Source organism: Curtobacterium uvaldense, from assembly GCF_028307415.1.
GTDB lineage: Bacteria > Actinomycetota > Actinomycetes > Actinomycetales > Microbacteriaceae > Curtobacterium.
In genome coordinates, this window is the sequence record NZ_JAQMHU010000021.1 from 15,620 (window position 1) to 39,472 (window position 23,853).

Sequence of the window (23,853 nt, forward strand, 5' to 3'; positions counted from 1 at the left end):
GACAGCGAGCCGCCGGTCGTCCCCCGACCGTCGTGTGACGAACACGTAAAACATCGCGCTCCGGGATCCGTGCGTCGCCCGGCAGCCCCTAGCGTGCTGGACATGCACCACGGAACCACCCCGGGCGCCACGCGTGGCGGCCGCACCACCGCCCCGTCCACCGACCCGGCCACCGACCCGGCCGAGGGCAAGAAGACCGCACCGGGCCCGGCTCCGGCTCCGGCTCCGGCTCCGGTCACGGTGCTCCAGCCCGACACCGGCCCGGTCCGGTCGTCGCGGTACCTGCCGGCCGAGGCCGACCGGGTGCTCTGGGGACGGCTCCCGAACGGCGACGACCGCCCGGTCGTGACGCTCGCTCCCGGTGACGACCTGACGATCGACACCGTGAGCCACGAGGGGCTCCTGCCGGACCAGGGCAGTGACCCCGTCGCCTTCTTCGGCCGCCACGGCGTCGCGCCGGAGCACGTGCTCGCCGACGCGGTCGCGATCGCCCGGACCGGTCGCCGCGACCCGGAGCGGGACGGCCCGCACGTGGTCACCGGACCGATCGCCGTCGACGGTGCCGAGCCGGGCGACGTCCTGACCATGACCGTGCTCGAGACGCTCCCCCGCGTGCCGTACGGCGTGGTGTCGAACCGGCACGGCCGCGGGGCCCTGCACGGCGAGTACCCGGTCGACGGGCGCACCGTCAGCGTCTTCGCCGACGTGGTGCCCGCCGACGACGGGCCCGGCGACGACGGGCCCGGCGACGACAGGCCCGGCGACGACCGGCTCCTCGGACGCATCCCACTCACCGAGCGCGGGGACCGGTACGCCCGGTTCCCGCTCGCGCCCTTCCTCGGCATCATGGGCGTCGCGACCCCCGGCGAGCGGCTGCACTCGGTCCCGCCCGGACGTCACGGCGGCAACATCGACGTCAACCTGCTGCAGGCCGGTGCGCAGCTCCACCTGCCGGTCCTCGTGCCGGGTGCCCTGGCCTACGTCGGCGACCCGCACTTCGCGCAGGGGGACGGCGAGGTCGCGCTCACCGCCATGGAGGCCTCCCTCCGTGCGACGGTGCGCTTCGACGTCACGCCGGCCGCCGAGGCAGCGCAGCAGTTCGGGGAGCTCGTCTGGCCGCTCGTCGAGACGCGGGACCACCTGGTGCCGACCGGACTCGACCCCGACCTCGACGAGGCCGTCCGGGCCTGCGTCCGGCACGCGATCGCGATCCTGGGCGCGCGGTACGGCATGGAACCGCACCTCGCGTACGCCTACCTCAGCGCGGCGACGGACTTCGACGTGTCGCAGGTGGTCGACCTGGTGACCGGGGCGCACGCCCGCATCCGCAAGGCCGACTTCGCGGACGTCCGGTGACGGCCGCGGCACGGCCGACCGGCGGTCCGTCGGCACCGACCGGCCTGCTCGACGCCCTCGACGCCTACGAACGGGCACTCGCCGACGACGACCTCGCGGCGCTCGACGACGCGTTCGTCCGCTCCGCCGACACCCTGCGCGGCGACGACCGCGGCCTGCTCGTCGGGCACGACGCGATCAGCACCTTCCGCGGTGCGCGGGGTGGAGTCGCGCCGCGCCACCTGTCCCGCACCGAGGTCCGGGTGCTCGCCGAGGACCTCGCGCTCGTCGTCTGCGTCGCCGCGTTCCGCGACGGCGGCTCGGGTCTGCAGACCCAGCTCTGGCGCCGTCAGGCCGACAGGTGGCGCATCGAGGCGGCGCACGTCACCGGTCGATCCCGACCCCTCGACACCACCGTGTGGCGCGTCGTCGGCGACCCGCTCCTGCCGCCGACCGGCCGCGGCCGTCTCGACGGCGCCACGGTGGCGGTCAAGGACCTGTACGCCGTCGCCGGCCACCGCGTCGGGGCCGGCAACCCGACGTACCTGCAGGAGTCCGTGCCCGTCCCCGCCTCCGCAGCGGCGGTCGCCGCCCTCCTCGACGCCGGCGCGTCGGTCCGCGGCATCGCGCGGACGGACGAGTTCGCCTACGCGCTGACCGGACGCAACGAGCACCACGGCACCCCGCCGAACGGCGCCGACCCGTCGCGTGTGCCGGGAGGCTCGTCCAGCGGATCAGCGTCGGCCGTCCGTTCCGGGGTGGCGGACGTCGGACTCGGTACGGACACCGCGGGATCGCTGCGGATCCCCGCCTCGTACCAGGGGCTCTGGGGCCTGCGGACGACCCACGGCGTCGTCGACCGCGCCGGACTGCTGCCGCTCGCGCCGTCGTTCGACACCGTCGGGTGGCTGACCAGGGACGCCGACACCATGGTCCGGGCCCTCGACGCCTCGGTGCCGCACGGGTCGCACCCCGTGTCGGAGTCCGGGGCGCCGGTCGTGCTCGCGGAGCTCCTCGCCGCCGCGGACCCGGCGACGCAGGACGCCGTCCACGCCGTCGTCGGTGACCTGCCGGTCGTGACGCTCGACGACCTCGGGCTCCCCGCGCTCGACGACCTCCGCGAGCTCCTGCGGCTCGTGCAGGGTGCCGAGGCGACGGCGGCGCACGGGAAGTGGATCGCGGCCCACCCCGGCGCCCTCGGGGCCGTCGTCGGGCAGCGGTTCGCCGCGGCCGCCGCGAACCCGCCGGACCTCGTCGCGGAGGCCCTCCGGCGCTTCCCGGGGGTCCGGGCGGCGATCCGAGCGGCCCTGGTCGACCGGGTGCTCGTCACGCCGACCGCTCCGGGCCCGGCCCCGTCGCTCGGCGCCGGCGCGGAGGAGCTCGAGCGCGTCCGCACCGCGACGACCACCATGACCGCGCTCGCGAGCGTGGGCGGGGTGCCCTCCCTGAGCGTGCCGGCGCTCACCGTCGACGACGCACCCGTCGGCCTGTGCCTGACCGGCGGGACCGGCACCGACCGAGCACTGGTGACCACGGCGGACCGCTGGCTGCGCGACGGGGTCGGCACGGGCCTCCCGGCCGGCGCTGCCTGAAGCGGTACGCCGGGCCGTCGACGAGCGGTCAGCTGGTCAGGTGGTCGGACGTGCAGCGCGCTGCGCGTGCGTGACCGCCCAGAGCCCCACCGCGCTCGCCGCCGCCACGTTGAGCGAGTCGACGCCGTGCGCCATCGGGATGCGGACCGTCGTGTCGGCGGAGGCGATCGCGGCGTCGGTCAGGCCCTGCCCCTCCGTGCCCATCACGAGCGCGACCCGCTCGGGGACGTCGGCGACGAACGCGTCCAGGTCGACCGAGCGGTCGGTGAGCGCCATCGCGGCGAGGTGGAAGCCCTGCGCGCGGAGTTCCTCGCCGGCGGCCGGCCACTCCCCGATGCGGGTCCACGGCACCTGGAGCACCGTGCCCATGCTCACCCGGACGCTCCGGCGGTACAGGGGGTCCGCGCAGCGCGGGCTCACCAGGACCGCGTCCGCCCCGAGGCCGGCGACGCTGCGGAACACCGCGCCGACGTTGGTGTGGTCGACGACGTCCTCGAGCACCACGACGACCTTCGCGTCCCGGACCACGTCGGCCACCGACGGCAGCTCCGGTCGGTGCATCGCGGCGAGGGCACCCCGGTGCATCCGGAAGCCGGTGAGGTCCTCGAGCAGCGCGTCCGGTCCGACGAAGACCGGGCCGTCGTGGTCCGCCACCAGGGGCAGCACGCTGTCGAGCCACTTCTCCTGCACGATGACGCTCCGCGGGACGTGTCCGGCGCGGACCGCGCGCTCGATGACCGTGTTCGACTCGGCGATGTACAGCCCGCCCTCGGGCTCCGTGACCCGACGCAGCGCCACGTCGGTGAGGCGGGCGAAGTCGTCGAGTCGGGGGTCGTCGAGGGAGTCGATGCGGACGGCGTGCACGGGGCTCGTTTCGTGGGAAGGCGGCTGGGCGTTCGGCTGTTGAGGGTACCGTGGACGACGTGCTGACCGACCCGATGACGGACGAGCTCGATCGCGTCGTGGAGCTGCTGACGGGCAAGCGCGTCGCCGTGCTCTCCGGCGCCGGGCTGAGCACCGACTCCGGCATCCCCGACTACCGCGGCGCGGGCCGGGTGGTGCGGAAGCCGATGACCTTCCAGGAGTTCCGCTCCGACCCGGCGAAGCGCCAGCGCTACTGGGCCGGTTCGCACCTGGGGTGGCGCACCTTCGCCGCCGCCCGGCCGAACACCGGTCACCGCGCGCTCGCCGCCCTCGAGGACGCCGGCATCGTCACGGGGGTCGTCACGCAGAACGTCGACGGCCTGCACCTCCGCGCTGGGTCCCGGCGGGTCGTGGAGATCCACGGCTCGATGGACCGCGCGGTCTGCCTGACGTGCGGTCAGGTGTTCTCGCGCGCCGACCTCGCCGGTGTGCTCGACCGCGAGAACCCCTGGATCGACGAGCCGGGCACGGTGCAGCTGCAGCCGGACGGCGACGTCGAGATCACCGACGTGCAGCGCTTCCGGGTGCCCGACTGCTCGGTGTGCGGCGGGGTGCTGAAGCCGGACGTCGTGTTCTTCGGCGAGTTCGTGCCCGCCGAGAAGTTCCGCGAGGCCGTCTCGATCGTCGCGGACGCCGACGCGCTGCTCGTCGTGGGCTCGTCGCTCACCGTGAACTCCGGCGTCCGACTGGTCGACCACGCGACCCGGCGGAAGCTCCCGGTCGTCATCGTGAACCGGGGAGCCACCCGCAGCGACCGGCGCGCGGTGGCGAAGCTCGACGCCGGCACCACGGAGACACTCGAGGCCCTGGCCGCGCGGCTCGTCCCGTCCGCCGCGGTGTCGGCTGCACCGGCGCCGCCCGCTGCGGAGTCGTCCGCTCCGGTGATGGCTGCTCCGGAGTCGTCCGCTCCGGTGTCGGCTGCTCCGGAGCGCTCTGGCAGGATCGACGGGTGACGACGCTCCTCACCCTGGTCCGGCACGGCGAGACCGACTGGAACGCGCAGCGGCGCATCCAGGGATCGACCGACATCCCCCTCAACGACACCGGGCGTTCCCAGGCCGCGGCCACCGCGCTGCTCCTCGGTCGCCGACGGTTCGACGCGGTCGTCGCGTCACCGCTGTCACGCGCGTTCGAGACCGGCGCGATCATCGCCCGCCACCTCGGGCTGCCGGAGCCAGCCACCCACCCGGGTCTCGCGGAGCGCTCGTACGGCGAGGCCGAGGGGCTCACCGACACCGAGGTCGCCCAGCGCTACCCGCACGACGACGTCCCCGGACGGGAGTCCCGCTCCGCGCTGCTCGCACGGGCGACCGAGACGCTGGCCGAGATCGCCGTCCGCTTCGACGCGGGGTCGGTCGTGGTCGCCACGCACGGTGCCGTCATCCGGGCCGTCGTCAACGCCGCGGCTCCCGGCACGGCGGACCGGTACACGACGCCGATCCGCAACGGGTCCGTGCACTCCTTCCGCTGGGACCCCGAGCGGTTCCGTGCCGAGCTCGTCCGCTTCGACGACCCGCTCGACGAGGTCTCGGAGCAGACGGCCGATGAGTCCTTCGCCGAGCAGAACCCGCTCGAGCGCCGGTAGCGCGGGCGGCGGCCCGTCGCGCACGGTGGACCGGTACCGGACCGTTACCTGCGGCTGCGCGAGCGCGGCGACCCGCTCGGACTAGGCTCCGGTCCACGGGCGGCCCGACCACCGTCCGGTGGTGCTCGCACCCGTGCGCGAGGAGGGGCCGTGACGAACCAGGGACCGGTGGACGACCGAGTCGACTCGTCCGACGACCTCGACCGGGCGTTCGGCCCGGACACGGCCTCCGTCACCCGGCCGTCCACCGGCCAACGACTCCGACGCGGCACCGTCATCACGCTGTCCTTCGTCGCGGTCGGCGTCGTCATCGCCGTCGTCCTGTCGACGATCGTCGGCAGCATCCAGACCGGGGTCGGCGGGGTCTTCCCGCGTCCGCAGGCCGCGCTCGACCGGTTCCGGACCGCGGCGTCCGACGTACCGGGCGTGCTCGCCGTCCGTGACGAGGAGACCACGCGCGACTCCCTCGCGGCCTACCGGGTGTCCGCCGTCGTCGAGGCGTCACCGGACCTGTCGCCCGGTCAGCAGGTCGACCTCGTCCGCGCCCTGAGCGCCGCGGCGGCCGACGCGGACGGCAGCGGAGTCGTCGTGTCGGCGGAGGCCCGCTTCGACACCCTGGTGGTCGGGGTCACGACGGACGCCGAGGTCACGCGACAGCGGCTCGAGGTCGCTCGCTCGGTCGCGGCGATCGGCGGGGTCGTCGCGGTGCGCAGCGACTGGGGTCCGGGGGCACCGTCGGACGAGCCGGACGCGCAGCGCGTCGAGCTCGCCACGGTCGGCACCGGTGTGGCCCTCGCCGCGATCATCGACGTCGCACAACGTGAGACGCACGGGGTCTTCCCCGGCGCCGAGGTGACCTCGCGTCAGCCGTCCTGACGACACCGCTGCTGTCGGCGCCCCACCACTCGTGCGCCGGTCCCGGTCAGCGCTGCTCTCGGTCCTGCACCGCGCGCTCGACGGCCCGGGTCACCTGTTCTGCCGAGTCCTGCCACCGGAACCGGGCCGCCCGCTCGAGCGAGGCCCGCGATGCCTCGTCCCAGCGGTCCTCGAGTCGCCGCACCGCCGCTGCCACCGCGGACGGCGACGACGGGTCGAAGTACTCGGCGGCGTCCCCGCCGATCTCGCGGAAGATCGGGACGTCGCTGACGACCACCGGGGTCCCCACACCCATCGCCTCGACGAGGGGGATGCCGAAGCCCTCGTCGAACGAGGCCGTCGCCAGCGCCGTCGCCCCGCGCAGGGTCGCCAGGTACTCGTCGTCGGAGGCACCGTCGTGGAAGACGATCGCCCCGGGCGGCGCCAGGGCCTCGAGCCGTCGTCGGTCCGCGTCGGACACCCGCGACATGCAGTGCAGCGTCCATTCGGCTCCGAGCAGGGGCAGCGCGGCCGCGAGCGTCTCGACGTTCTTGTACGGCATGAACGACCCCATGTAGACGAGCGTCCGGGCACGGCTCCCGTCGGGGTCGCGGGGCACGGCCGGGTCGGCCGCGTTGTACGCCACCGTGACGGGGCGCTTCGTCAGACGGTGTTGCTCGATCAGCCCCGCGGTGGTCTCGGACACCGTCACGACGCCGTCCGCGCCGTTCAGCAGCAGGCGTTGCGGCGCCCAGCTCAGGTGGAAGAGCCGCCAACCGAGCCGGATCGGCCACGAGAACTCCCGCGGAGGCGTGCGGTTCCGGTAGTAGATGAGGTCGTGCAGCGTGAGCACGAGGGCGTAGCGGCGGCCGCGGGACCCCATGGTCTGCATCGGTGAGAAGACCGCGTCGAGACCGAGCCGGTTCACCGTCCGGGCCACGAGCGGCTCCCCCGCGTCCGTCGGGGCCGGGATGCGTTCCCACGGGATGCCGTCGGGCAGCGACTCGAGTTGCCGTTCGTCGTGCACGAGCAGGACGTGGTCGTGCCGGTCGGGCAGGTGCGCGACGATGCCGGCGGTGAAGCGGCTGATGCCGTCGTGCCGACCGATCCGGACGTACCGGCAGTCGATCCCGATCCGCAGGCGCCTCACGAGGCGGACTCCCCCGGCGTGCCGTCGGCCGACGGTGACGCCGCCGTCGCGTCGGGAGCCTGCTGCGGTGCGGTGGACTTCGTCCTGCGCGGGTTCCCACGTCCGGCACGACGGCGGGCCGTCGGCTCGGCCATGCGACGGAGCACCGCGTCGGCGGCGGCTCCGGGCGTCTCGTAGTGCACGAGGTGTCCCACGTCGGGCACCACGACGAGCTCGGCGTCGCGGAGTCGGGAAGCGAGTGCACGCTGCTCGGGCAGCGCCGTGATGTCGTCGTGCTCCGCGGCGACCAGCAGCACGGGGACGTCGATGTGGTCGGCGTACTCGGACACGTCGTGCGTGACCGAGGTGCGGAACGCCTCGAGCACGCTCGTGCGGTCCGCGAACGCCGAGAAGTACCGGTCGTGCTGGTCGTGCACCCATCGCCGCAGGTCGCGGTCGCGTGACTTCACCATGGCGAGGCTCATCGCCCGCACGATCGCGCGGTTCCGGAGCAGCCCGAGTCCGAGCGGCCTGGGGAGCACCGCGCCGGCCCGGTAGTAGCCGATCGCGATGCCGGTGCCGACGGCCCGGGGCCCCTGCAGCGCGGGTGCCGCGATCGGGTTCACCAGCACGAGCAGCCGGGTGTCGAGGCCGGCCGCGACGGTGGCCGCCGTGACGATCGACCCGAAGGAGTGTCCGAGCACCACGGTCTCGGGACCCAGGGCGAGCGCGCGGTGGAACCCGGTGAGCCACCCGACGTAGGCGTCGACGTCGGAGACCGGCAGCGGGTCGGAGATCCCGAAGCCGGGCAGGTCGGGGACGACCACACGGACGCCCCGGAGGTGGGCGGCGATCGTCTCGAGTCCGTGGTGGTCGCCGCGGAACCCGTGCACGGCGAGGACCGTCTCGGTCGCGTCGGCCGGCCCGTACTCCCAGTAGTGCGTGGTGCGGCCGTCGAGGGTCACGGCCCGGTGCACGACCGGCGTCGCGGCGACGAGCGACTGGTACGGGGAGATCACGGGTGGTTGCATCGCGGCCAGTCTACGAAGCGGCGACCGGGCGGGGTGCGTCCCGCGCCCCGCTGTGGAGGACGACGGACGGGAGGGACGCTGTGGAGGGGTGTCGCGCCTCCCGTCCGGCCACGTGACGCGGTCGTCACGGCGACCCGCGGACAGCAGCAGGAGCACGCGCCTACTGTGGCCGTGGTCGGGCCACGCCGCCGGCCCGCCGACGACGAGGAGCACGCTTGACCTTCACGGCCCCGATCCAGCTGCCCGGCCTGACCCTGGACCCGCAGTGGTACAAGCGCTCGGTCTTCTACGAGTGCATGATCCGCTCGTTCGTCGACTCGAACGGCGACGGCATCGGGGACATCCAGGGCGTCATCGGCAAGCTCGACTACCTGCAGTGGCTCGGCGTCGACGCCATCTGGCTGCCGCCGTTCTTCCAGTCCCCGATGCGCGACGGCGGGTACGACATCTCCGACTACCGGGCGATCCTGCCCGAGTTCGGCACGCTCGACGACTTCCGCGAGCTCGTCACGAAGTCGCACGAGCGGAACATGCGCATCGTCATCGACATGGTGATCAACCACACCTCCGACCAGCACGAGTGGTTCCAGCAGTCCCGCGAGGACCCGGACGGCCCCTACGGCGACTTCTACGTGTGGCGTGACACCGACGAGCACTACGAGAACATCCGCATCATCTTCGTGGACACCGAGGAGTCGAACTGGACCTTCGACCCGGTCCGCCGGCAGTTCTTCTTCCACCGGTTCTTCTCGCACCAGCCCGACCTCAACTTCGAGAACCCGGCCGTGGTCGAGGCCGTCTACGACGTCGTGCGGCACTGGCTCGACCTCGGTGTGGACGGGCTGCGGCTCGACGCCATCCCCTACCTCTTCGAGTCCGAGGAGGGCAACGGCGAGGGCGAGCCGGAGACCCACGAGTTCATCAAGAAGCTCCGGGCCATGGTCGACGACGAGTACCCCGGGCGTGTCCTGCTCGCCGAGGCGAACCAGTGGCCGCGTGAGACCGCCGCGTTCTTCGGCACCGACGAGGAGCCGGAGTGCCACATGGCGTTCGACTTCCCGGTGATGCCGCGCATCTTCTACTCGCTCCGCGCGCAGCACGCCGCCGAGCTCAAGGCGATCCTGTCCGAGACCCTCGACGTCCCCGAGAAGGCCGCCTGGGGGGTGTTCCTCCGCAACCACGACGAGCTCACGCTCGAGATGGTCAGCGAGGAGTACCGCCAGGCGATGTACGGCTGGTACGGCTACGACCCGCGCATGCGGTCGAACATCGGCATCCGTCGTCGCCTCGCTCCCCTGCTCGACAACTCACGCGCCGAGCTCGAGCTCATCCACGCCCTGCTGTTCTCGCTGCCCGGGTCGCCGTTCCTGTACTACGGGGACGAGATCGGCATGGGCGACAACATCTGGCTGTCGGACCGCGACTCCTCGCGCACGCCGATGCAGTGGACCCCGGACCGCAACGCGGGCTTCTCGACCGCCGACCCGGGCAAGCTGTACCTGCCGGTCGTGCAGTCGCTCGTCTACAACTACGCGCAGGTCAACGTCGAGGCGCAGCTCGCCCAGTCCCGCTCCCTGCTGCACTGGGTCCGCAACGTCATCCACGTCCGCAAGGCGCACCCGGTCTTCGGCCTGGGCTCGCTGCACGTGCAGGACACCACCAACGACTCGGTGCTCGCGTTCGTCCGGTCGTGGGAGGGGTCCGGGCAGCAGTTCGGCCCGTCCGCCGAGGACGTCCTCTGCGTGTTCTCCTTCGCCACCAACCCGACGTCGGTGACGATCTCGGCGCCGGAGTTCGCCGGACGGCCGCTGTACGACCTGTTCGGCGGCGGGTCGTTCCCCGCGTTCGACGAGGACGGCAACGTCACCCTCACCATGGGGACGCAGTCGTTCTACTGGCTGCACGTGGGCGCGCCGGTCGGCGTGTAGCGAGCGTCGGCGGGCGGCCGCCGGTCGGGGGCGACCGTCCGTCGGAGGGCGACCGTCCGTCGGAGGGCGGCCGTCCGTCGGAGAGCGACCGTCCGTCGGAGGGCAACCGTCCGTCGGAGGGCGACCGTCCGTCGGGGAGGCGCTGCCGGCCTGGAGGCTCGACTCGCCCCCGCCGGGTGGCTCACCACCCGCTCGTCGCCGCGTCCGGCGCATCGACCGGGGCGCACCGGCCGCGCTCGTCGACCAGGACGCGGGCGGGTCGCGGCGTGCCCGCCAGGCGGGTCGCGTGGAGCGTGTCGGACCGTCCCGTTAGCCTCGTGCCGTGACGTACTCCCCAGCAGCGCTCGACACGCCCGCACCCGCCGCCCCGGCCGTGCAGGACCTGAGCGGTCGTCCCTGGTGGCACGCGCTCGGCGTGTTCGACCTCGAGACCACCGGCGTCGACGTCGAGACCGCCCGCATCGTCACGGCGCACGTCGGCCTGATCGACATGACCGGACGCTCCATCGCGGAGGGTGCCTGGATCGCCGATCCCGGGATCGCGATCCCCGAGGGCGCTGCCGCCGTGCACGGCTACACGACCGAGCGCGCCCAGGCCGAGGGGCGCCCGGCCGGCGAGGTCGTCGCCGAGATCGTGGCAGCGGTCGAGGCCGTGTTCGCGCGCGGCATCCCGCTCGTGATCTACAACGCTCCGTACGACCTGACGGTGCTCGACCGCGAGGCCCGACGGCACGGCATCGCCTCCCCCGTCATCGGCAACGTCGTCGACCCGCTCGTGATGGACAAGGCGCTCGACACCTACCGCAAGGGCAAGCGCACGCTCGAGGCAGCGTCCGAGCTCTACGGCGTGACGTTGTCCGACGCCCACGACGCCGCCGCGGACGCGATCGCTGCCGGGCGTGTCGCGCAGGCCATCGCGGCGAAGTACCCGGAGGAGCTCGGTGTCTCCGCCGAGGAGCTGCACCGCAAGCAGGTCGGCTGGTGTGCCGAGCAGGCCACCTCGTTCCAGGACTACATGCGGAAGAAGCGCGACCCCTCGTTCACCGCCGACGGTCGCTGGCCGCACCGCAACGGCTCGTAGCCGCCGCGGTCGCCGCGCCGCCGTCTCCGAGCCGCCACTGAGCCGCTGTCGCCGCGCCGCCACTGGGCCGCTGAGCCGGTGTTGCCGCGCCGGCGCTGAGCGGCCGCTGTCGCCGCGCGCCGCAGCTGGGCCGCCCTGCGAGCGGTGCCGCGCATCGGAGCTCCCGGCCAGCGCCGGGCACCGGCGTCCGGCACCCGCTGCGGTCCCGCAGAACCGGGAGCACGTCGCGCCGTGGAATCACGTGGTGCGACGTGCTCTCCGTGGTGCGCGAGCATCGCGCACCACGGCCCGCGCACCGCGGCCTGCGCACCACGGTCTGCGCACCTCGCAGCCCGTGCACCACGGCCTGCGCACCTCACAGCCCGCGCACCACGGCCCGCGCACCGCGCACCACGGCCCGCGCATCACGCACCACGGCCGGTACCCCGCGCACCACGGCCCGTGCACCGCGGACCGCGCACCGAGGCTGCGCCGCACGGTGCGCTGCCGGGCCGTCGGGCGGCGCGACGCTGCCACCTCGACCGGCGAGCGTTCCCGGCGGTCCCACACCGAGCCTCCTTGCCGTGACCGCGGCTCGCGCCCGCAGTACGTGCACAGTCGAACGCACCTCGAACCACGTGAACGCCTGGCGCGACGTGCTCCACGTTGCGCGCGAGCACCACGCGCCACGGCGCGACAGCACGACGACGCCGTGCGCGCATGCTGGACGCCGCGCCCGCGCCGCCCGCGCTACCCGATCAGGCTCGGCCGCAGGTCGCGCAGCGTCCGCGAGCGGGTCTGCCGCGCCGTGACGACGTACGACACGAGCAGCGCGCCGAGCAACCAGCACGCGAGCACCCCCGCGTCCGACCACACCGCCGCGAACGACCCGCCGTACATCGTCTGCCGGATCGCGTCGACGGAGTAGGTCATCGGGAGCGCGAAGTGCAGCGCCGCCAACGGCCCCGGCAGCGTCTGCCACGGGAAGGTCCCGCCGGCGGTCACGAGCTGCACGAGCATGAGCACCAGGCCGAGGAACTGCCCGACCGAGCCGAGCAGCACGTTGAGCGCCATGATGATCGCCGCGAAGGTCGCCGAGGCGAGCACCATCACGGCCACCGTCGACCCGGCGTGCACCACGTCGAGGTCGAGCGCGAACCGCACGATCAGGAACAGCGCCGCCATCTGCACGACCCCGAGGAGCGCCGGGGTGAGCCAGCCGCCGAGCACCACGCGCAGCGGCTTCTGCACGGCGGTGATCGCTCGCTTGGAGATCGGCTTGAGGATGAGGAACAGCGCGTACATGCCGATCCAGGCGGCGAGCGAGATGAAGAACGGTGCGAGGCCGGCGCCGTAGTTCGATGCGGCGGCGACGTTGTCGTCGCCGACCTTGACCGGGTCCGAGATCACGGACGCCTGCGACGAGCGCTGTGCGGCGGTCGACGCCGGGATCCTCGTGCGTCCCTGGTCGAGCTTCGCGGCGAGCTCCTTCGAGCCGTCCTCGAGCTGGTCGACACCCGACGAGAGCTGCGAGGCGCCGGACGCGGCCGACGCGGCACCGTCCGCGAGCGAGGCCGCACCGGAGGACAGCGTCGGTGCCGCGGCGGCGAGCTTCGACGTGCCCGCGGCGACCTGCGACGAGCCCGATGCGAGCTGCGAGGCGCCGCTCGACGCCGATGCGATGCCGTCCGCGAGCTCCGGCGACGCCGAGGCCAGCGCCGACGTGCCGGCCGCGACCTGGGCCGACCCGTCGCGGAGCTGGTCGACGGCCGACTTGGTCGACGCGTAGGTCTCCTTGGCCGAGGCGCCGGCGGTGTTCACGTCGCCGACCGCCTTCGTGATCGCCTCCTGCTGCGAGGGGGTCAGCGTGACGCCCTCCGGCAGGTTCGCGGTGATCTGCGCGAGCACCGTGGCGGCGTCCACCGGCTGCACCGCGTCGACGTCGGCGCTGACCGAGTCGACCTTCTCGGCGAGCGCGGCGTTCCCCGCGGCGACCCGCTGCGCGCCGTCGTTCAGCTGCGCGGTCTGCGCGGGCAGCGACGCGGTCTGCTGCTGTGCGGACTGCAGCCCGGACGCCAGGGTCGAGGCCCCGGACGCGACCTGCTGTGCGCCGCTGTCGAGCTGCGCGGTCTGCGACGGCAGTGCGGCGGTGCCGGAGGCGAGCTGCGATGCCCCGGCGGACAGCGCGGAGGTGCCGGACGCGAGCGAGGACGCGCCGTCGGCAGCCGTGGTCGCCCCCGATGCGAGCTGTCCCGCACCGTCGACGGCGTCGCCGAGGCTGTCCCGCACGTCGGCGAGTCCGACGAGCAGGGTCGTCGCCGCCTGCTTGCCGACCCGCTCGGCGACGGCCGTGCGCATGGTCTTGCCGGCCTGTTCCGCGATGGTCGAGGCGAGGTACGAGTTCGTGTCCGCGGTCGTCATGACGAGTTCGGCACGCTTCGGGTCGTCGCCCTGCGCCGACGCCAGGGCCTCGGAGAAGTCGTGCGGGATCGTCACGACGAAGTCGTACTTGCCGTTCCGCACGCCCGAGCGCGCGTCGGCCGCGGTCGTCTCGGTCCACTTGAAGTCGGCGCCGTCGATCGCCTCCTTCGTGACGTCCTCGCCGTAGTCGACCCGGTCGCCGTCGAGCGTCGCGCCGGCGTCCTGGTCGACGATCGCGGCCGGGATCTGGTCGAGCTTGGCGTACGGGTCGCGGTTCGCCCAGAGGTACGCGCCGCCGTAGAGCAGCGGCACCACCATGAGGGCGACGAACGCGAGCCGGGCGAGCGGCGTTGCGGTGAGGCGCGCCAGTTCGGCGCGGATGAGCGAGGGGATGGTCACGCGGGTGCCTCCGTCGGGACGGTTGCGGGAGTTTCGGGGTCGGAGGGGCCGGACGGGAGGCCCTGGTCGCCCCCGTCGGTCGAGGTCGCGTCGTCGGGACCCTCGGTGCGGATCGTGTCGAGCAGCTGCTCGACGGTGGCTGCGGCGGCCTTCGACGTCACGAGGACGACGGTGACGCCGCGCCGGGCGACGTCGCGCACGACCGCGAACCAGTCGGCCACGGCGCCGCCGTGCCGCTCGGGCGAGGTGAGCACGATGCCCGTGACCCCGTCCCGCAGCAGCGCGAGCTCGACGAGCAGCCGCACCCGCACGTCGGTCGGGACCCGCTGCACGTGCGTGTCGGCGTGGTCCCGCATGCCGAGCTCGTCGAGCACGGTGTCGACGTGGTCGCGCGAGGGGCGCTGCCCGGCGAACGCGAGTTCTTCGCGCACGACCTTCCGGAGCGTCATGACGGGGAACGGTTCGGCGACGCCCGGGGTGTCCACGAGCGCGAAGGCCGCGCGCACCGCTGCGGCGTCCTCGTGTCCGTCGAGCAGCACCCGCCCGGACTCGGGACGCATCCGCCCGCCGGCGATCAGGGACGCGAGCACCGGGGCCTGCTCGGTCTCGACGGCGACGACACCGGGGCGACCAGGGGCGGCGACGGCGGACACGACGGGCAGCGCGGCGCCGGGCTCGTCGCCGATGCCGACGTGGTCGAGTTCGAGCGTCATGCGCGGGTCTCCTGCTCGGTACGGGGTGCGGGTGCGGCGGGTTCGGACAGCAGCGCGGTGCGCCAGTCGATGCCGGCGGTGCCGAGCGCCGACAGCACGACCGTGCGGCGACCGGCTTCGTCGCTCGTGCCGGACCGGGTGGCCTCGTCGAGGACGGCGATGCAGGCGGCCTCGACCAGGCGGGCGAGCGTGTCCGCGTCGACGTCGTCGCGCATCGAGCCCTCGTCGATGCCGAGCGCGCAGGCCGTGCGGACCTGTGCCCGCAGTGGCGCGAACACCTCGGCCACGGACTCGGCGAACGGGCTGCGCAGGGCGACGCGGGCCATGGAGCGCACGTGCGAGACCTCGGCCCAGAGCGTCACGGCGATCGCCGCGAGCCGTGCGGCGGGCGGGAGGTCGGCGAGCTCGGACGACGACGGCATCGCGCCGGCGATCCGTGCGGCGCCGCCGGTCACGACCTCGCGCACGAGGTCGTCGCGGGAGGGGAAGTGTCCGTAGACCGCACGGCGCGACAGGCCCGCGGCGGACGCGATGGTCTCGAGCGAGGCATCGGGGTCCTGCTGCAGGACGCTCCGTGCGGCCTCGATCAGGGCGGCCCGGTTCGCCGTCGCGTCCCGTCGGGGCGCGCGTCCGGGCTGGTCGGTGGTGGTCACGAGCACCATCGTAATAACGTGCACACAGCTGTGCAAGTTACGAGGTGCTGTACCCCCGAACGAGGGCCAGTCCTCCAAAGTGCGGACTGTTCCGCCTGTGAACGAACGCATAACTTCACAGGAATTCCCACCACGGACAGAGCCGAGGAGTGCGCCCTGTGACACGTGCAACACCGAACCGTGCAGTACCCGAGCAACCACCCACCACGGAGCGCACCACGCGGTCACGCGTCGCACGCATCCTGACCGCCGGCATCGCCGCCGTCGCCCTGTCGTGCGGCGGTCTCGCCGTGGGCGGCGCAGCGAACGCCGCGCCGAGCGGTCTCTCCGCCGCCGACCTCAAGCTCGCGGCGCCGCTGCGCGACGCCAAGCCCCAGAAGACGGTCGCGGCGTTCGTCCGCACGACCGGCCAGGGGGCCCTCGAGGTCGACGCGAAGGCGAAGGGCGGCGACCTGACGAAGTCGAAGACGCCGTCGTCCGCCGCGAAGGAGCGCGTGCAGGCGATCACGTCGACCGTCGACGCCGTCCGCGCCGCCGTCAAGCGGTCCGACGCAAAGGCGACGGAGCTGTACTCGACCGAGTACACCGTCCCCGGTGTCGCCGTCGTCGCCGACGTCGACGCCCTGCGCGACATCGCCAGCCGGTCGGACGTCGAGAGCATCATCCCGCTCACGCCGAAGAAGATCGTCGACCCGACCCCGGGTGACGCGTCGAAGGCCCCGAGCGGCGTCGACCCCGACCTGGTGCAGCCGGGCGCGGACGGCGTCAGCCCGAAGAACGCCGCGAGCGACGTCTACACGCGCTCGCTCGACGCGTGGCAGCAGACCGGCCGCACCGGCAAGGGCGTCAACGTCGCCGTCCTCGACACCGGTCTCGACTACACCCAGGCCGACTTCGGCGGCCCCGGCACGACGGCCGCGTACGAGCAGGCCCTCGCGAGCACGAGCGCGCCGGACCCGAGCTGGTTCGATGCGAAGAAGTACCTCGGTGGCTACGACTTCGCCGGCCCCACCTACAACGCCGACTCCTCGAGCGCGGGCTACGACCCGACCCCGAAGCCGGACGCGAACCCGATCGACGGCAAGGGCGGCGACCACGGCACGCACGTGTCCGGTACCGCCGCGGGCTACGGCCTGACCGCGGACAAGAAGACGTTCCGCGGCGACTACACGAAGCTGACCAACCAGTCCGTCCAGGACATGTGGATCGGCCCGGGCACCGCGCCGGACGCCGGCCTCTACGCCCTCAAGGTGTTCGGTGACGGCGGCGGCTCGACCGACCTGACCGGTGCCGCGCTCGACTGGGTCGGCCAGGCCCTGACCGAGGGCAAGGACATCAACGTCCTCAACCTGTCGCTCGGTTCCGACTACGGCGCACCGGACGACCCCGACAATGCGAAGATCGACGCGCTCACCGCCCGCGGTGTCCTGCCCGTCATCGCCTCGGGCAACGCCGACGACTTCACCGACATCGGTGGCTCGCCGGGCAACGCCGAGGGCGCCCTCACCGTCGCCGCGAGCGCCACCGGGCAGTCGCTGTTCGACGGTGTCAAGGCCACCGCGCCGTCCGACGTCGCCGGCACCTACCGTGCGCAGTACTCGCAGAACTACCAGGGCACGCTGCCCGTCGAGGGTGACGTCGTCGTCCCGACCACGAACGTCGACGGCTGCGCAGCGTTCAGCGCCGACGAGGCCGCGAAGGTCAAGGGCAAGGTCGTCTGGCTGAAGTGGACCGACGGGGCGCTCGAGTGCGGCTCCGGTGTGCGCTTCACCAACGTGCAGGCAGCCGGCGGTGTCGGCGTCCTGCTGGCCGGGACGGTGACCAGCTTCGACTCGGGCATCGCGGGGAACGCGACCATCCCGGGTGCCGAGCTGACCTCGGACAGTGCTGCGAGCCTCCAGGCCGCCGCGACGGCCGGGACCCTGCACGTGCAGTTCGCCCAGGAGCTCAAGGGCTTCCAGCTGGCGACCGACCAGGCGAACGTGAACACGCTCGCCCCGTTCACCAGCCGTGGCGTGCACGGCTCGTTCGACGACATCGTCAAGCCGGACGTCGCCGGCCCCGGGGTCAACGTGATCTCCGCGGCCAACGGCACCGGTGACGGCCGCATGTCGATGAGCGGCACCTCGATGGCGACCCCGCACGTGGCCGGCATCGTCGCGCTGACGTTCCAGTCGCACCCGTCGTGGACGGCCCCGCAGGTCAAGGCCGCCGTGATGAACACCGCGACGCACGACGTTCGTCAGGGTGACCGGGACGCCACGCTGCTGCGCCAGGGCACCGGCCGCGTCGACGCGCTGCAGGCGGTCACCGCGGGCACCACGGTGCGCAGCATCGAGAACGACCAGCTCGTCACCGCCTCGTACGGTGTCGTCGAGGTCAGCGGGAAGACCACCGAGTCCCGCACCCTGCAGATCCAGAACACCGACGGCCGTCCGCACACGTACGACGTGGCGTACCAGGCCCAGGTGGACCAGCCCGGTGTCGCGTTCTCGCTGAGCACGAAGCGGGTCACCGCTCCGGCGCACGGCACCGCGACCGTCAAGCTGACGTACACGATCGCCGACCCGACGCAGCTCCGTCGCGTCATCGACCCCACGCAGGAGTCGGTGCAGTCCGGCTACCAGCGTGAGTTCGTCGCCGCCGAGTCCGGTGTCGTGTCCTTCACGCCGACCGACGCGAAGCTGAACCCGATGCGCCTCGGTGCGTACGTCGCGCCGAAGCCGGTCAGTGCCGTGCACGGCAAGGACATCGCGTTCTCGGGCTCGACCACGACCGCGGAGCTCGCGCTCACCGGCCGCTCGGTCGACCAGGGCGACGCCGTGACCGGGTACCACTCGTCCGTCGCACCGTTCGTCCTGGGCGGGACCGACCCGCAGGAGCCGCTGCCCGCCGGTTCGGCGAAGCAGTCGCTGCAGGCCGCCGACATCCGGGCCTACGGCGCGAACTACGACGAGGCATCCGACACGCTCGCCTTCGGCGTCCAGACCGCGGGTGCCGACGCGAACCCCGGCGCGGTGACCAACGTCGAGGTCCTCATCGACACGGACCGCGACGGTGAGCCGGACTACCTCGTCTACGACGCCAAGTCGGCCACGGTCGACGCGACGCTCGCCACCACGGTGGACCTCGCGACGGGCAAGACGGTCGACGCGCAGCCGCTCAACGGCGGCACCGCGGGACAGGACGTCAACACGTTCGACAGCGCCGTCAAGGTGCTGACGGTGTCGGCGTCGACCATCGGTGCGACCGGTCCGTTCGACTACTCGGTCCTGACCGAGTCGGCGTACGCCCCGGCCCTCGCCACCAGCGGCTCCAACGTCGTGGACGAGACCGACCCGGCGACGTACGACCCGTCGGCACCGGCGCTCACCTTCGCGCAGGGCACCACCACCGGTGTGCTCTACGCGGACAAGGGCGCGCTGCAGGTCACGCGACAGGCCGACGCCACGAACGCCCGGGTCCTGCTGCTCCACCTCGGCAACGCGGTGGGCGACCAGGCCGACGTGCTCCAGGCGGCGCAGACCGCGCCGACGCTCACCCTCCGCGAGGGCAGCGCCGTCACGATCTCCGGCACCCCGAAGGTCGGCAAGACGCTCAAGGCGAAGCCCGGCTCGTGGGACGGCAAGAAGGTCTCGTACTCGTACCAGTGGCTCCGTGACGGCGTCGCGGTGCAGGGTGCGACGGACCAGCGCTACACGCTCGGCACGACGGACGCGGGGCACCGCTTCTCCGTCGAGGTGACGGCGAAGGCGACGGGCTACCAGGACGGCTCGGCGACCTCCGCCGAGACCGCGAAGGTGGCACCTCGCAAGTAGCGATCGACACGAACGCCCCGTCACCGGTCCGGTGGCGGGGCGTTCGCCGTTCCCGGTCTCGGAGCGGAGTGGTCCCGAGTGCGGCAATGGGACATGTAGTTAGGCAAACTAGGCAATGGATGGGAGAGTGAGGCCATGCGATCCCACACCTCCCTGATGCAGCTCCGGGCGAACCCGATGGAGTGGCGCCGCCGTGGGCTGACCCCGCCCGACGCGCTCCAGGCCATGGTCGAGGAGCGGCTCGCGCAGCCCGGTCACGCCCAGCCGGTGGGCGACCCGTCGTACCAGGACTTCTTCCGCGCCTGATCGCGGAACGCCACCACCACGACGGACGGGAGGCGCGGTGCCAGCTGGCACCGCGCCTCCCGTTCGTTCCGTGGTGCGGTCTACTTGCCGATCTTGTCGTCGGCTGCGTGCTCCGCCTTGTCGATCTGGTCGCCGTGGCCACCGCCGGTGGCCTTGTCGGCCGCGTCCGCGGCCTTGCCGAGACCGGCGTCGGTCGCCTGCTCGCCCTTGTCGCTGTCCGCGAAGTCCTTGGCCTTGTCACCGAGGTCACTCATGTCGTGCTCCCTTGCTCGTCGGATCTGGCTGGTCCGACGCTGCGCCGGTCGGCCCGGACGGGCTCCCAGGTCCGATCTGTGGGTCGCCCTCGTCAGGCGTCTCGTCCGCAGGGATGTGGCGTGGAGGTGTCCACTCGATAGACTCGGGTGGACCATCGGCCCATGCCCGCCGGTGCGGTCCTCCGCCAACGTGAGGAGAACCTCCATGCCCGCAGCAGTCATCATCGGTGCCCAGTGGGGTGACGAGGGCAAGGGGAAGGCAACCGACCTCCTCGGGTCCCGCATCGACTACGTCGTCAAGTTCAACGGCGGCAACAACGCCGGCCACACCGTCGTCGTCGGCGGCGAGAAGTACGCGCTGCACCTGCTGCCGTCCGGCATCCTGACGCCCGGCGTGACCCCGATCATCGGCAACGGCGTCGTCGTCGACCTCGAGGTCCTGTTCCAGGAGCTCGACGCGCTCCGTGCCCGCGGGGTGGACGTCTCGAAGCTCCTGGTGTCCGCGAACGCGCACGTCATCACGCACTACCACCGCACCGTCGACAAGGTGACCGAGCGCTTCCTCGGCAAGCGCCAGATCGGCACGACCGGTCGCGGCATCGGCCCGACCTACGCCGACAAGATCAACCGCGTCGGCATCCGCATCCAGGACATCTTCGACGAGAACATCCTGCGGCAGAAGGTCGAGGCGGCCCTCGACCAGAAGAACCACCTGCTGGTCAAGGTCTTCAACCGTCGCGCGATCGACGCGGACGAGGTCGTGGAGTCGCTGCTGTCCTTCGCCGAGCGCCTGCGCCCGATGGTCGCCGACACCGCGCTCGAGATCCACCGCGCGCTCGAGCGGGGCGACACCGTGCTGTTCGAGGCCGGCCAGGCCACCATGCTCGACGTCGACCACGGCACCTACCCGTTCGTGACCTCGTCGTCGGCGACCGCCGGCGGCGCCGCGACCGGTTCGGGCATCGGCCCGGGCAAGCTCGAGCGCATCATCGGCATCGTCAAGGCGTACACGACCCGCGTCGGCGCCGGCCCGTTCCCGACCGAGCTGTTCGACGAGTCGGGGGAGTTCCTCCGCGCCAACGGCTTCGAGTTCGGCACCACGACCGGCCGTCCGCGTCGCTGCGGCTGGTACGACGCCCCGATCGCCCGGTACACGGCGCGCATCAACGGCGTGACCGACTTCGTGCTGACGAAGCTCGACGTGCTGACGGGCCTCGAGACCATCCCGGTCTGCGTGGCGTACGAGGTCGACGGCGAGCGCGTGGACGAGGTCCCCGTGAACCAGTCGGACTTCCACCACGCGAAGCCGATCTACGAGGAGTTCCCCGGCTGGACCGAGGACATCACCGGCGCCCGGTCGTTCGAGGACCTGCCGAAGACCGCGCAGGACTACGTGCTCGCGGTCGAGGCGATGTCCGGGGCGCGGATCTCGGCGATCGGCGTCGGCCCCGGCCGTGACGCGATCGTGGTCCGCCACGACCTGCTCGGAACCGGCGAGGCTGCCGCGTGACCATGCGGATCCTGTTCGTCTGCAGCGGCAACATCTGCCGCTCGCCCCTCGGCGCCCAGGTGCTCGAGGCCCGGCTCGGCCCGGACGCCCCGGCGTTCACGGTCGAGTCGGCCGGCACCATCGCCGACGACGGCGCCCTGATGGACGAGACGGCTGCCGCGCAGTCGTCACGTCTGGGTGGGGCGCCCTCGACGCACCGTTCGCGCTACCTGACAGAGCAGATCGCGGCGTCGGCCGACCTCGTGCTCACCGCCGAGCGCTCGCACCGCGCAGCCGTCGTGTCGCTCGCACCGCGGGCAGCGAAGCGGGCGTTCACCATCAAGCAGTTCGCCCGGGTGCTCGACGGGCTGGAGCCCGGCGACCTGGCCGGCATCGAGACCGCGCAGGACCTGGTCGACCGGGTCGCTCGACTGCGGGGGACCGTGCCGCCGCCCGCCGACCCGGCGGACGACGACGTGGACGACCCCTACCGTCGGTCCGAGGACACCCACGTGCGGGTCGCCGACGAGATCGACGCGGCGCTCACGCCCATCGCTGACGCCCTGCGCGCGCTGCGCTGACGCCCCTCCGCCCCGGGAACGACGAAGCCCCCGCCTCGGTGGCGGGGGCTTCGTCGTGTCTGCTCACGCCTCCGGCAGGCGGTACGTCCCGACCGTGATCGTGTGCGCGCCCTGGCCAGCCAGCTGTCGCACGACCGAGTCGGTGCGCGCCCGGTTCGGCACGGCGTGCTTGCGTGCCAGGTCGGTAACGAGTCCGCGGAGCTCGTTGTCGTTCGTCACGACGGCGGTCGTCGCGGAACGACCCGTCGGCGTCGTGCTCGTGCTGCGGTCCTCGGGGTTGACGTACGCCGCGGCGTCGCCGGAGTAGAACACGCACGAATCGACCCACTGCGGGCCGTTGCCGTCCTCGTCGGCCAGGAACCGCTGCAGCCGGCGGGCCTGCTGCCGGACCTGCCGGGTCGGGGCGTTCCCGCCGGACTGCACCCGGATCTGCCACCAGTGCTCGACGTCGTCCGCGTGGTCGAGGACGCGACGGCTGCGCACCTGGATCGCGAACGAGCCGGTCAGGGACGACTCGTCGAGCAGGTTGCGGAACGCGTGGTGCACGGCGCTCGGCTTGCGGCCGTCGAACACGATGCCGTTCCACCGCTTGTTCTCGATGACCAGCACGTGGCCGGACTCGAACACGAGCACGTGGTCGAGCTGCGCGGCGTAGCTGCGGTCGCGGTCCCGCTCGCCCTGGGCCACCGGCACGAACACCACGTTGGTCAGCAGGGCGCCGTTGATCCCGGCGGCCTTGCAGACCTCGAGGATCGTGCGCTGCGATGCCTCCTCCCAGCGCATGCCGGTGCGGGCGAGGGCGCGACCGGCCTCGGCCTCGGCGAGGGCCTGCTGGCGGGAGGCCTCTGCACCGGCGAGCTGCCGCGCTTGCTCCGCGTCGGCGGCGGCGGTCTGCTCGCGGTGCTCCCGCTCGAGGGTGCCGGTGCGGTGGTCCAGCCGGACCTCGGCGTCGGACAGGGCGGCACGGTTGGAGGACTGGGTCCGCCGCAGGACGATCACCAGGACGACCACGACGATCGCGAGCCCCCCGGCGACCACCCACGGCACGAGGTCGCTGGTCATGGGTTCACCTCACCACGGCTCGACGCGAGTCGGTCGCCGCACCCCGGCGCGTCCCGAGGTCCGATCGCACGCCCGGTACCGAGGACGAACGCTCCGGGGGACTGCTGCGTAGGTTCGGGTGGTCCCCACCGACCCGTGCCGAAGGAGCTCGACCGTGCCGCGACGCAAGCAACCGCTCAAGGAGTCCGCGTTCCGCATCGGCGTGACTGTGGTGGGGATGATCGTCGGGCTCACCGTGGCGTTCCTCGTGCTGCCCGCGGTCACCGGTGACGACGAGCGCGGACCACTCTGGGCGTACGTGGTCGGTGCGGCCCTCGCCGTCGTGGTCGGCGTCGGTGCCCTCGTGCTCGGCCTCGCCGTCGGTCGACGCCTCGTCGGTGACCGGGTCGAAGCTGCGCTGCGCGAGCCCGGTGGGAAGTGGCGACACGGACGGTTCGACGTGGCGCACGGTGGGACGACCTTCGAGCGGTACCGGTGGCAGCTCCGGATCCCGAGCGGTCGAAAGCTGTTCCTCACCGGTGTCGGACTCGGACCGGACACGGGAGAGCGGCCGCCGCTGCGGCAACTCTGGACCATCAACCCGCAACTCCACGTCATCGGACTCGACAGCGATCAGGGGCGCTACGAGGTCGCTGCGTCACCGAGCAGGCTCGAGCTCCTCCGCGACCAGCTCGACGAGCAAGCCGGCCGGTAGCCGATCGAGGCCGGTACCCGCCGG

20 protein-coding genes are annotated in these 23,853 nt (G+C 72.9%); 12 read left to right on the top strand and 8 right to left on the bottom strand.

Features of this window, described 5'->3' with window-relative positions; genetic code table 11:
- The first annotated feature begins 102 nt into the window (after positions 1-102).
- Positions 103-1,356, top strand: coding sequence for an acetamidase/formamidase family protein (locus tag PIJ49_RS12330; protein WP_081984861.1), 1,254 nt, complete (start codon positions 103-105; stop codon positions 1,354-1,356).
- Positions 1,353-2,927, top strand: a complete 1,575-nt coding sequence (locus PIJ49_RS12335; RefSeq protein ID WP_066654381.1) for an AtzH-like domain-containing protein — start codon at positions 1,353-1,355, stop codon at positions 2,925-2,927. Before PIJ49_RS12330 ends, PIJ49_RS12335 begins: the two co-directional genes overlap by 4 nt.
- A gap of 36 nt (positions 2,928-2,963) precedes the next feature.
- Here the strand turns inward: PIJ49_RS12335 and PIJ49_RS12340 are convergent, their stop codons facing one another.
- Positions 2,964-3,791, bottom strand: coding sequence for a TrmH family RNA methyltransferase (locus PIJ49_RS12340; protein ID WP_271826714.1), 828 nt, complete (start codon positions 3,789-3,791; stop codon positions 2,964-2,966).
- Positions 3,792-3,865: 74 nt separating this feature from the next.
- Between PIJ49_RS12340 and PIJ49_RS12345 the strand changes: the two genes are divergently transcribed.
- From PIJ49_RS12345 to PIJ49_RS12355, 3 genes are all read left to right on the top strand, one after another.
- The gene (locus PIJ49_RS12345; RefSeq protein WP_271826740.1) at positions 3,866-4,804 is read left to right on the top strand and encodes a Sir2 family NAD-dependent protein deacetylase; all 939 of its coding nucleotides are present in this window, start codon (positions 3,866-3,868) and stop codon (positions 4,802-4,804) included.
- Positions 4,801-5,436, top strand: a complete 636-nt coding sequence (locus tag PIJ49_RS12350; RefSeq protein WP_271826715.1) for a histidine phosphatase family protein — start codon at positions 4,801-4,803, stop codon at positions 5,434-5,436. The genes PIJ49_RS12345 and PIJ49_RS12350 overlap by 4 nt, the downstream gene beginning before the upstream one ends.
- Positions 5,437-5,586: 150 nt before the next feature.
- Positions 5,587-6,312 (top strand): hypothetical protein, encoded by a 726-nt coding sequence (locus tag PIJ49_RS12355; protein ID WP_271826716.1) that lies wholly within the window; start codon positions 5,587-5,589, stop codon positions 6,310-6,312.
- A 46-nt stretch (positions 6,313-6,358) separates the two neighbouring features.
- Here PIJ49_RS12355 and PIJ49_RS12360 read toward each other — a convergent pair whose 3' ends face one another.
- Together PIJ49_RS12360 and PIJ49_RS12365 are read right to left on the bottom strand one after the other, a co-directional pair.
- On the bottom strand, positions 6,359-7,432 hold the full coding sequence (locus tag PIJ49_RS12360) for a glycosyltransferase family 4 protein (RefSeq protein WP_271826741.1): 1,074 nt from the start codon (positions 7,430-7,432) through the stop codon (positions 6,359-6,361).
- 5 nt (positions 7,433-7,437) lie between these two features.
- A complete protein-coding gene (locus PIJ49_RS12365; RefSeq protein ID WP_271826717.1) occupies positions 7,438-8,451 on the bottom strand; it encodes an alpha/beta fold hydrolase in 1,014 nt (337 codons plus the stop codon).
- A gap of 215 nt (positions 8,452-8,666) precedes the next feature.
- Between PIJ49_RS12365 and treS the strand changes: the two genes are divergently transcribed.
- The gene (gene treS / locus PIJ49_RS12370; RefSeq protein ID WP_066654389.1) at positions 8,667-10,379 is read left to right on the top strand and encodes a maltose alpha-D-glucosyltransferase; all 1,713 of its coding nucleotides are present in this window, start codon (positions 8,667-8,669) and stop codon (positions 10,377-10,379) included.
- Between the two features lie 382 nt (positions 10,380-10,761).
- On the top strand, positions 10,762-11,460 hold the full coding sequence (locus PIJ49_RS12375; protein WP_066658248.1) for a 3'-5' exonuclease: 699 nt from the start codon (positions 10,762-10,764) through the stop codon (positions 11,458-11,460).
- 729 nt (positions 11,461-12,189) lie between these two features.
- Here the strand turns inward: PIJ49_RS12375 and PIJ49_RS12380 are convergent.
- Genes PIJ49_RS12380 through PIJ49_RS12390 form a run of 3 tightly spaced genes read right to left on the bottom strand, consistent with a single transcriptional unit; the run spans position 12,190 to position 15,625 of the window.
- On the bottom strand, positions 12,190-14,259 hold the full coding sequence (locus tag PIJ49_RS12380; RefSeq protein ID WP_271826718.1) for a YhgE/Pip domain-containing protein: 2,070 nt from the start codon (positions 14,257-14,259) through the stop codon (positions 12,190-12,192).
- A complete protein-coding gene (locus PIJ49_RS12385; RefSeq protein ID WP_251154113.1) occupies positions 14,256-14,972 on the bottom strand; it encodes a hypothetical protein in 717 nt (238 codons plus the stop codon). Before PIJ49_RS12385 ends, PIJ49_RS12380 begins: the two co-directional genes overlap by 4 nt.
- On the bottom strand, positions 14,969-15,625 hold the full coding sequence (locus tag PIJ49_RS12390) for a TetR/AcrR family transcriptional regulator (protein ID WP_066657692.1): 657 nt from the start codon (positions 15,623-15,625) through the stop codon (positions 14,969-14,971). Before PIJ49_RS12390 ends, PIJ49_RS12385 begins: the two co-directional genes overlap by 4 nt.
- 158 nt (positions 15,626-15,783) lie before the next feature.
- On the opposite strand from PIJ49_RS12390, the gene PIJ49_RS12395 reads away from it, so the two are divergent.
- Both PIJ49_RS12395 and PIJ49_RS12400 read left to right on the top strand, forming a co-directional pair.
- A complete protein-coding gene (locus PIJ49_RS12395) occupies positions 15,784-19,443 on the top strand; it encodes a S8 family peptidase (protein ID WP_271826719.1) in 3,660 nt (1,219 codons plus the stop codon).
- Positions 19,444-19,578: 135 nt separating this feature from the next.
- The gene (locus tag PIJ49_RS12400) at positions 19,579-19,749 is read left to right on the top strand and encodes a hypothetical protein (protein ID WP_153257418.1); all 171 of its coding nucleotides are present in this window, start codon (positions 19,579-19,581) and stop codon (positions 19,747-19,749) included.
- 80 nt (positions 19,750-19,829) lie between these two features.
- Here PIJ49_RS12400 and PIJ49_RS12405 read toward each other — a convergent pair whose 3' ends face one another.
- The gene (locus tag PIJ49_RS12405; protein ID WP_066652055.1) at positions 19,830-20,003 is read right to left on the bottom strand and encodes an Rv0909 family putative TA system antitoxin; all 174 of its coding nucleotides are present in this window, start codon (positions 20,001-20,003) and stop codon (positions 19,830-19,832) included.
- Between the two features lie 205 nt (positions 20,004-20,208).
- Here PIJ49_RS12405 and PIJ49_RS12410 point away from each other — a divergent pair, with 205 nt between their 5' ends.
- Positions 20,209-21,513, top strand: a complete 1,305-nt coding sequence (locus tag PIJ49_RS12410) for an adenylosuccinate synthase (protein WP_066652061.1) — start codon at positions 20,209-20,211, stop codon at positions 21,511-21,513.
- A 2-nt stretch (positions 21,514-21,515) separates the two neighbouring features.
- On the top strand, positions 21,516-22,073 hold the full coding sequence (locus PIJ49_RS12415) for an arsenate reductase/protein-tyrosine-phosphatase family protein (protein WP_066652063.1): 558 nt from the start codon (positions 21,516-21,518) through the stop codon (positions 22,071-22,073).
- Positions 22,074-22,136: 63 nt separating this feature from the next.
- Here the strand turns inward: PIJ49_RS12415 and PIJ49_RS12420 are convergent, their stop codons facing one another.
- Complete coding sequence (locus tag PIJ49_RS12420; protein ID WP_271826720.1) at positions 22,137-23,135, bottom strand: nuclease-related domain-containing protein; 999 nt, start codon at positions 23,133-23,135, stop codon at positions 22,137-22,139.
- Positions 23,136-23,289: 154 nt separating this feature from the next.
- On the opposite strand from PIJ49_RS12420, the gene PIJ49_RS12425 reads away from it, so the two are divergent.
- Positions 23,290-23,829, top strand: a complete 540-nt coding sequence (locus PIJ49_RS12425; protein WP_271826721.1) for a hypothetical protein — start codon at positions 23,290-23,292, stop codon at positions 23,827-23,829.
- Positions 23,830-23,853 lie beyond the last annotated feature (24 nt).

Coding starts and splice junctions, on each gene's coding strand:
- PIJ49_RS12330 (WP_081984861.1), top strand. CDS start 103: ATGCACCACGGAACCACCCCGGGCGCCACGCGTGGCGGCCGCACCACC.
- PIJ49_RS12345 (WP_271826740.1), top strand. CDS start 3,866: ATGACGGACGAGCTCGATCGCGTCGTGGAGCTGCTGACGGGCAAGCGC.
- PIJ49_RS12365 (WP_271826717.1), bottom strand. CDS start 8,451: ATGCAACCACCCGTGATCTCCCCGTACCAGTCGCTCGTCGCCGCGACG.
- PIJ49_RS12385 (WP_251154113.1), bottom strand. CDS start 14,972: ATGACGCTCGAACTCGACCACGTCGGCATCGGCGACGAGCCCGGCGCC.
- PIJ49_RS12400 (WP_153257418.1), top strand. CDS start 19,579: ATGCGATCCCACACCTCCCTGATGCAGCTCCGGGCGAACCCGATGGAG.
- PIJ49_RS12405 (WP_066652055.1), bottom strand. CDS start 20,003: ATGAGTGACCTCGGTGACAAGGCCAAGGACTTCGCGGACAGCGACAAG.
- PIJ49_RS12410 (WP_066652061.1), top strand. CDS start 20,209: ATGCCCGCAGCAGTCATCATCGGTGCCCAGTGGGGTGACGAGGGCAAG.
- PIJ49_RS12415 (WP_066652063.1), top strand. CDS start 21,516: ATGCGGATCCTGTTCGTCTGCAGCGGCAACATCTGCCGCTCGCCCCTC.
- PIJ49_RS12420 (WP_271826720.1), bottom strand. CDS start 23,135: ATGACCAGCGACCTCGTGCCGTGGGTGGTCGCCGGGGGGCTCGCGATC.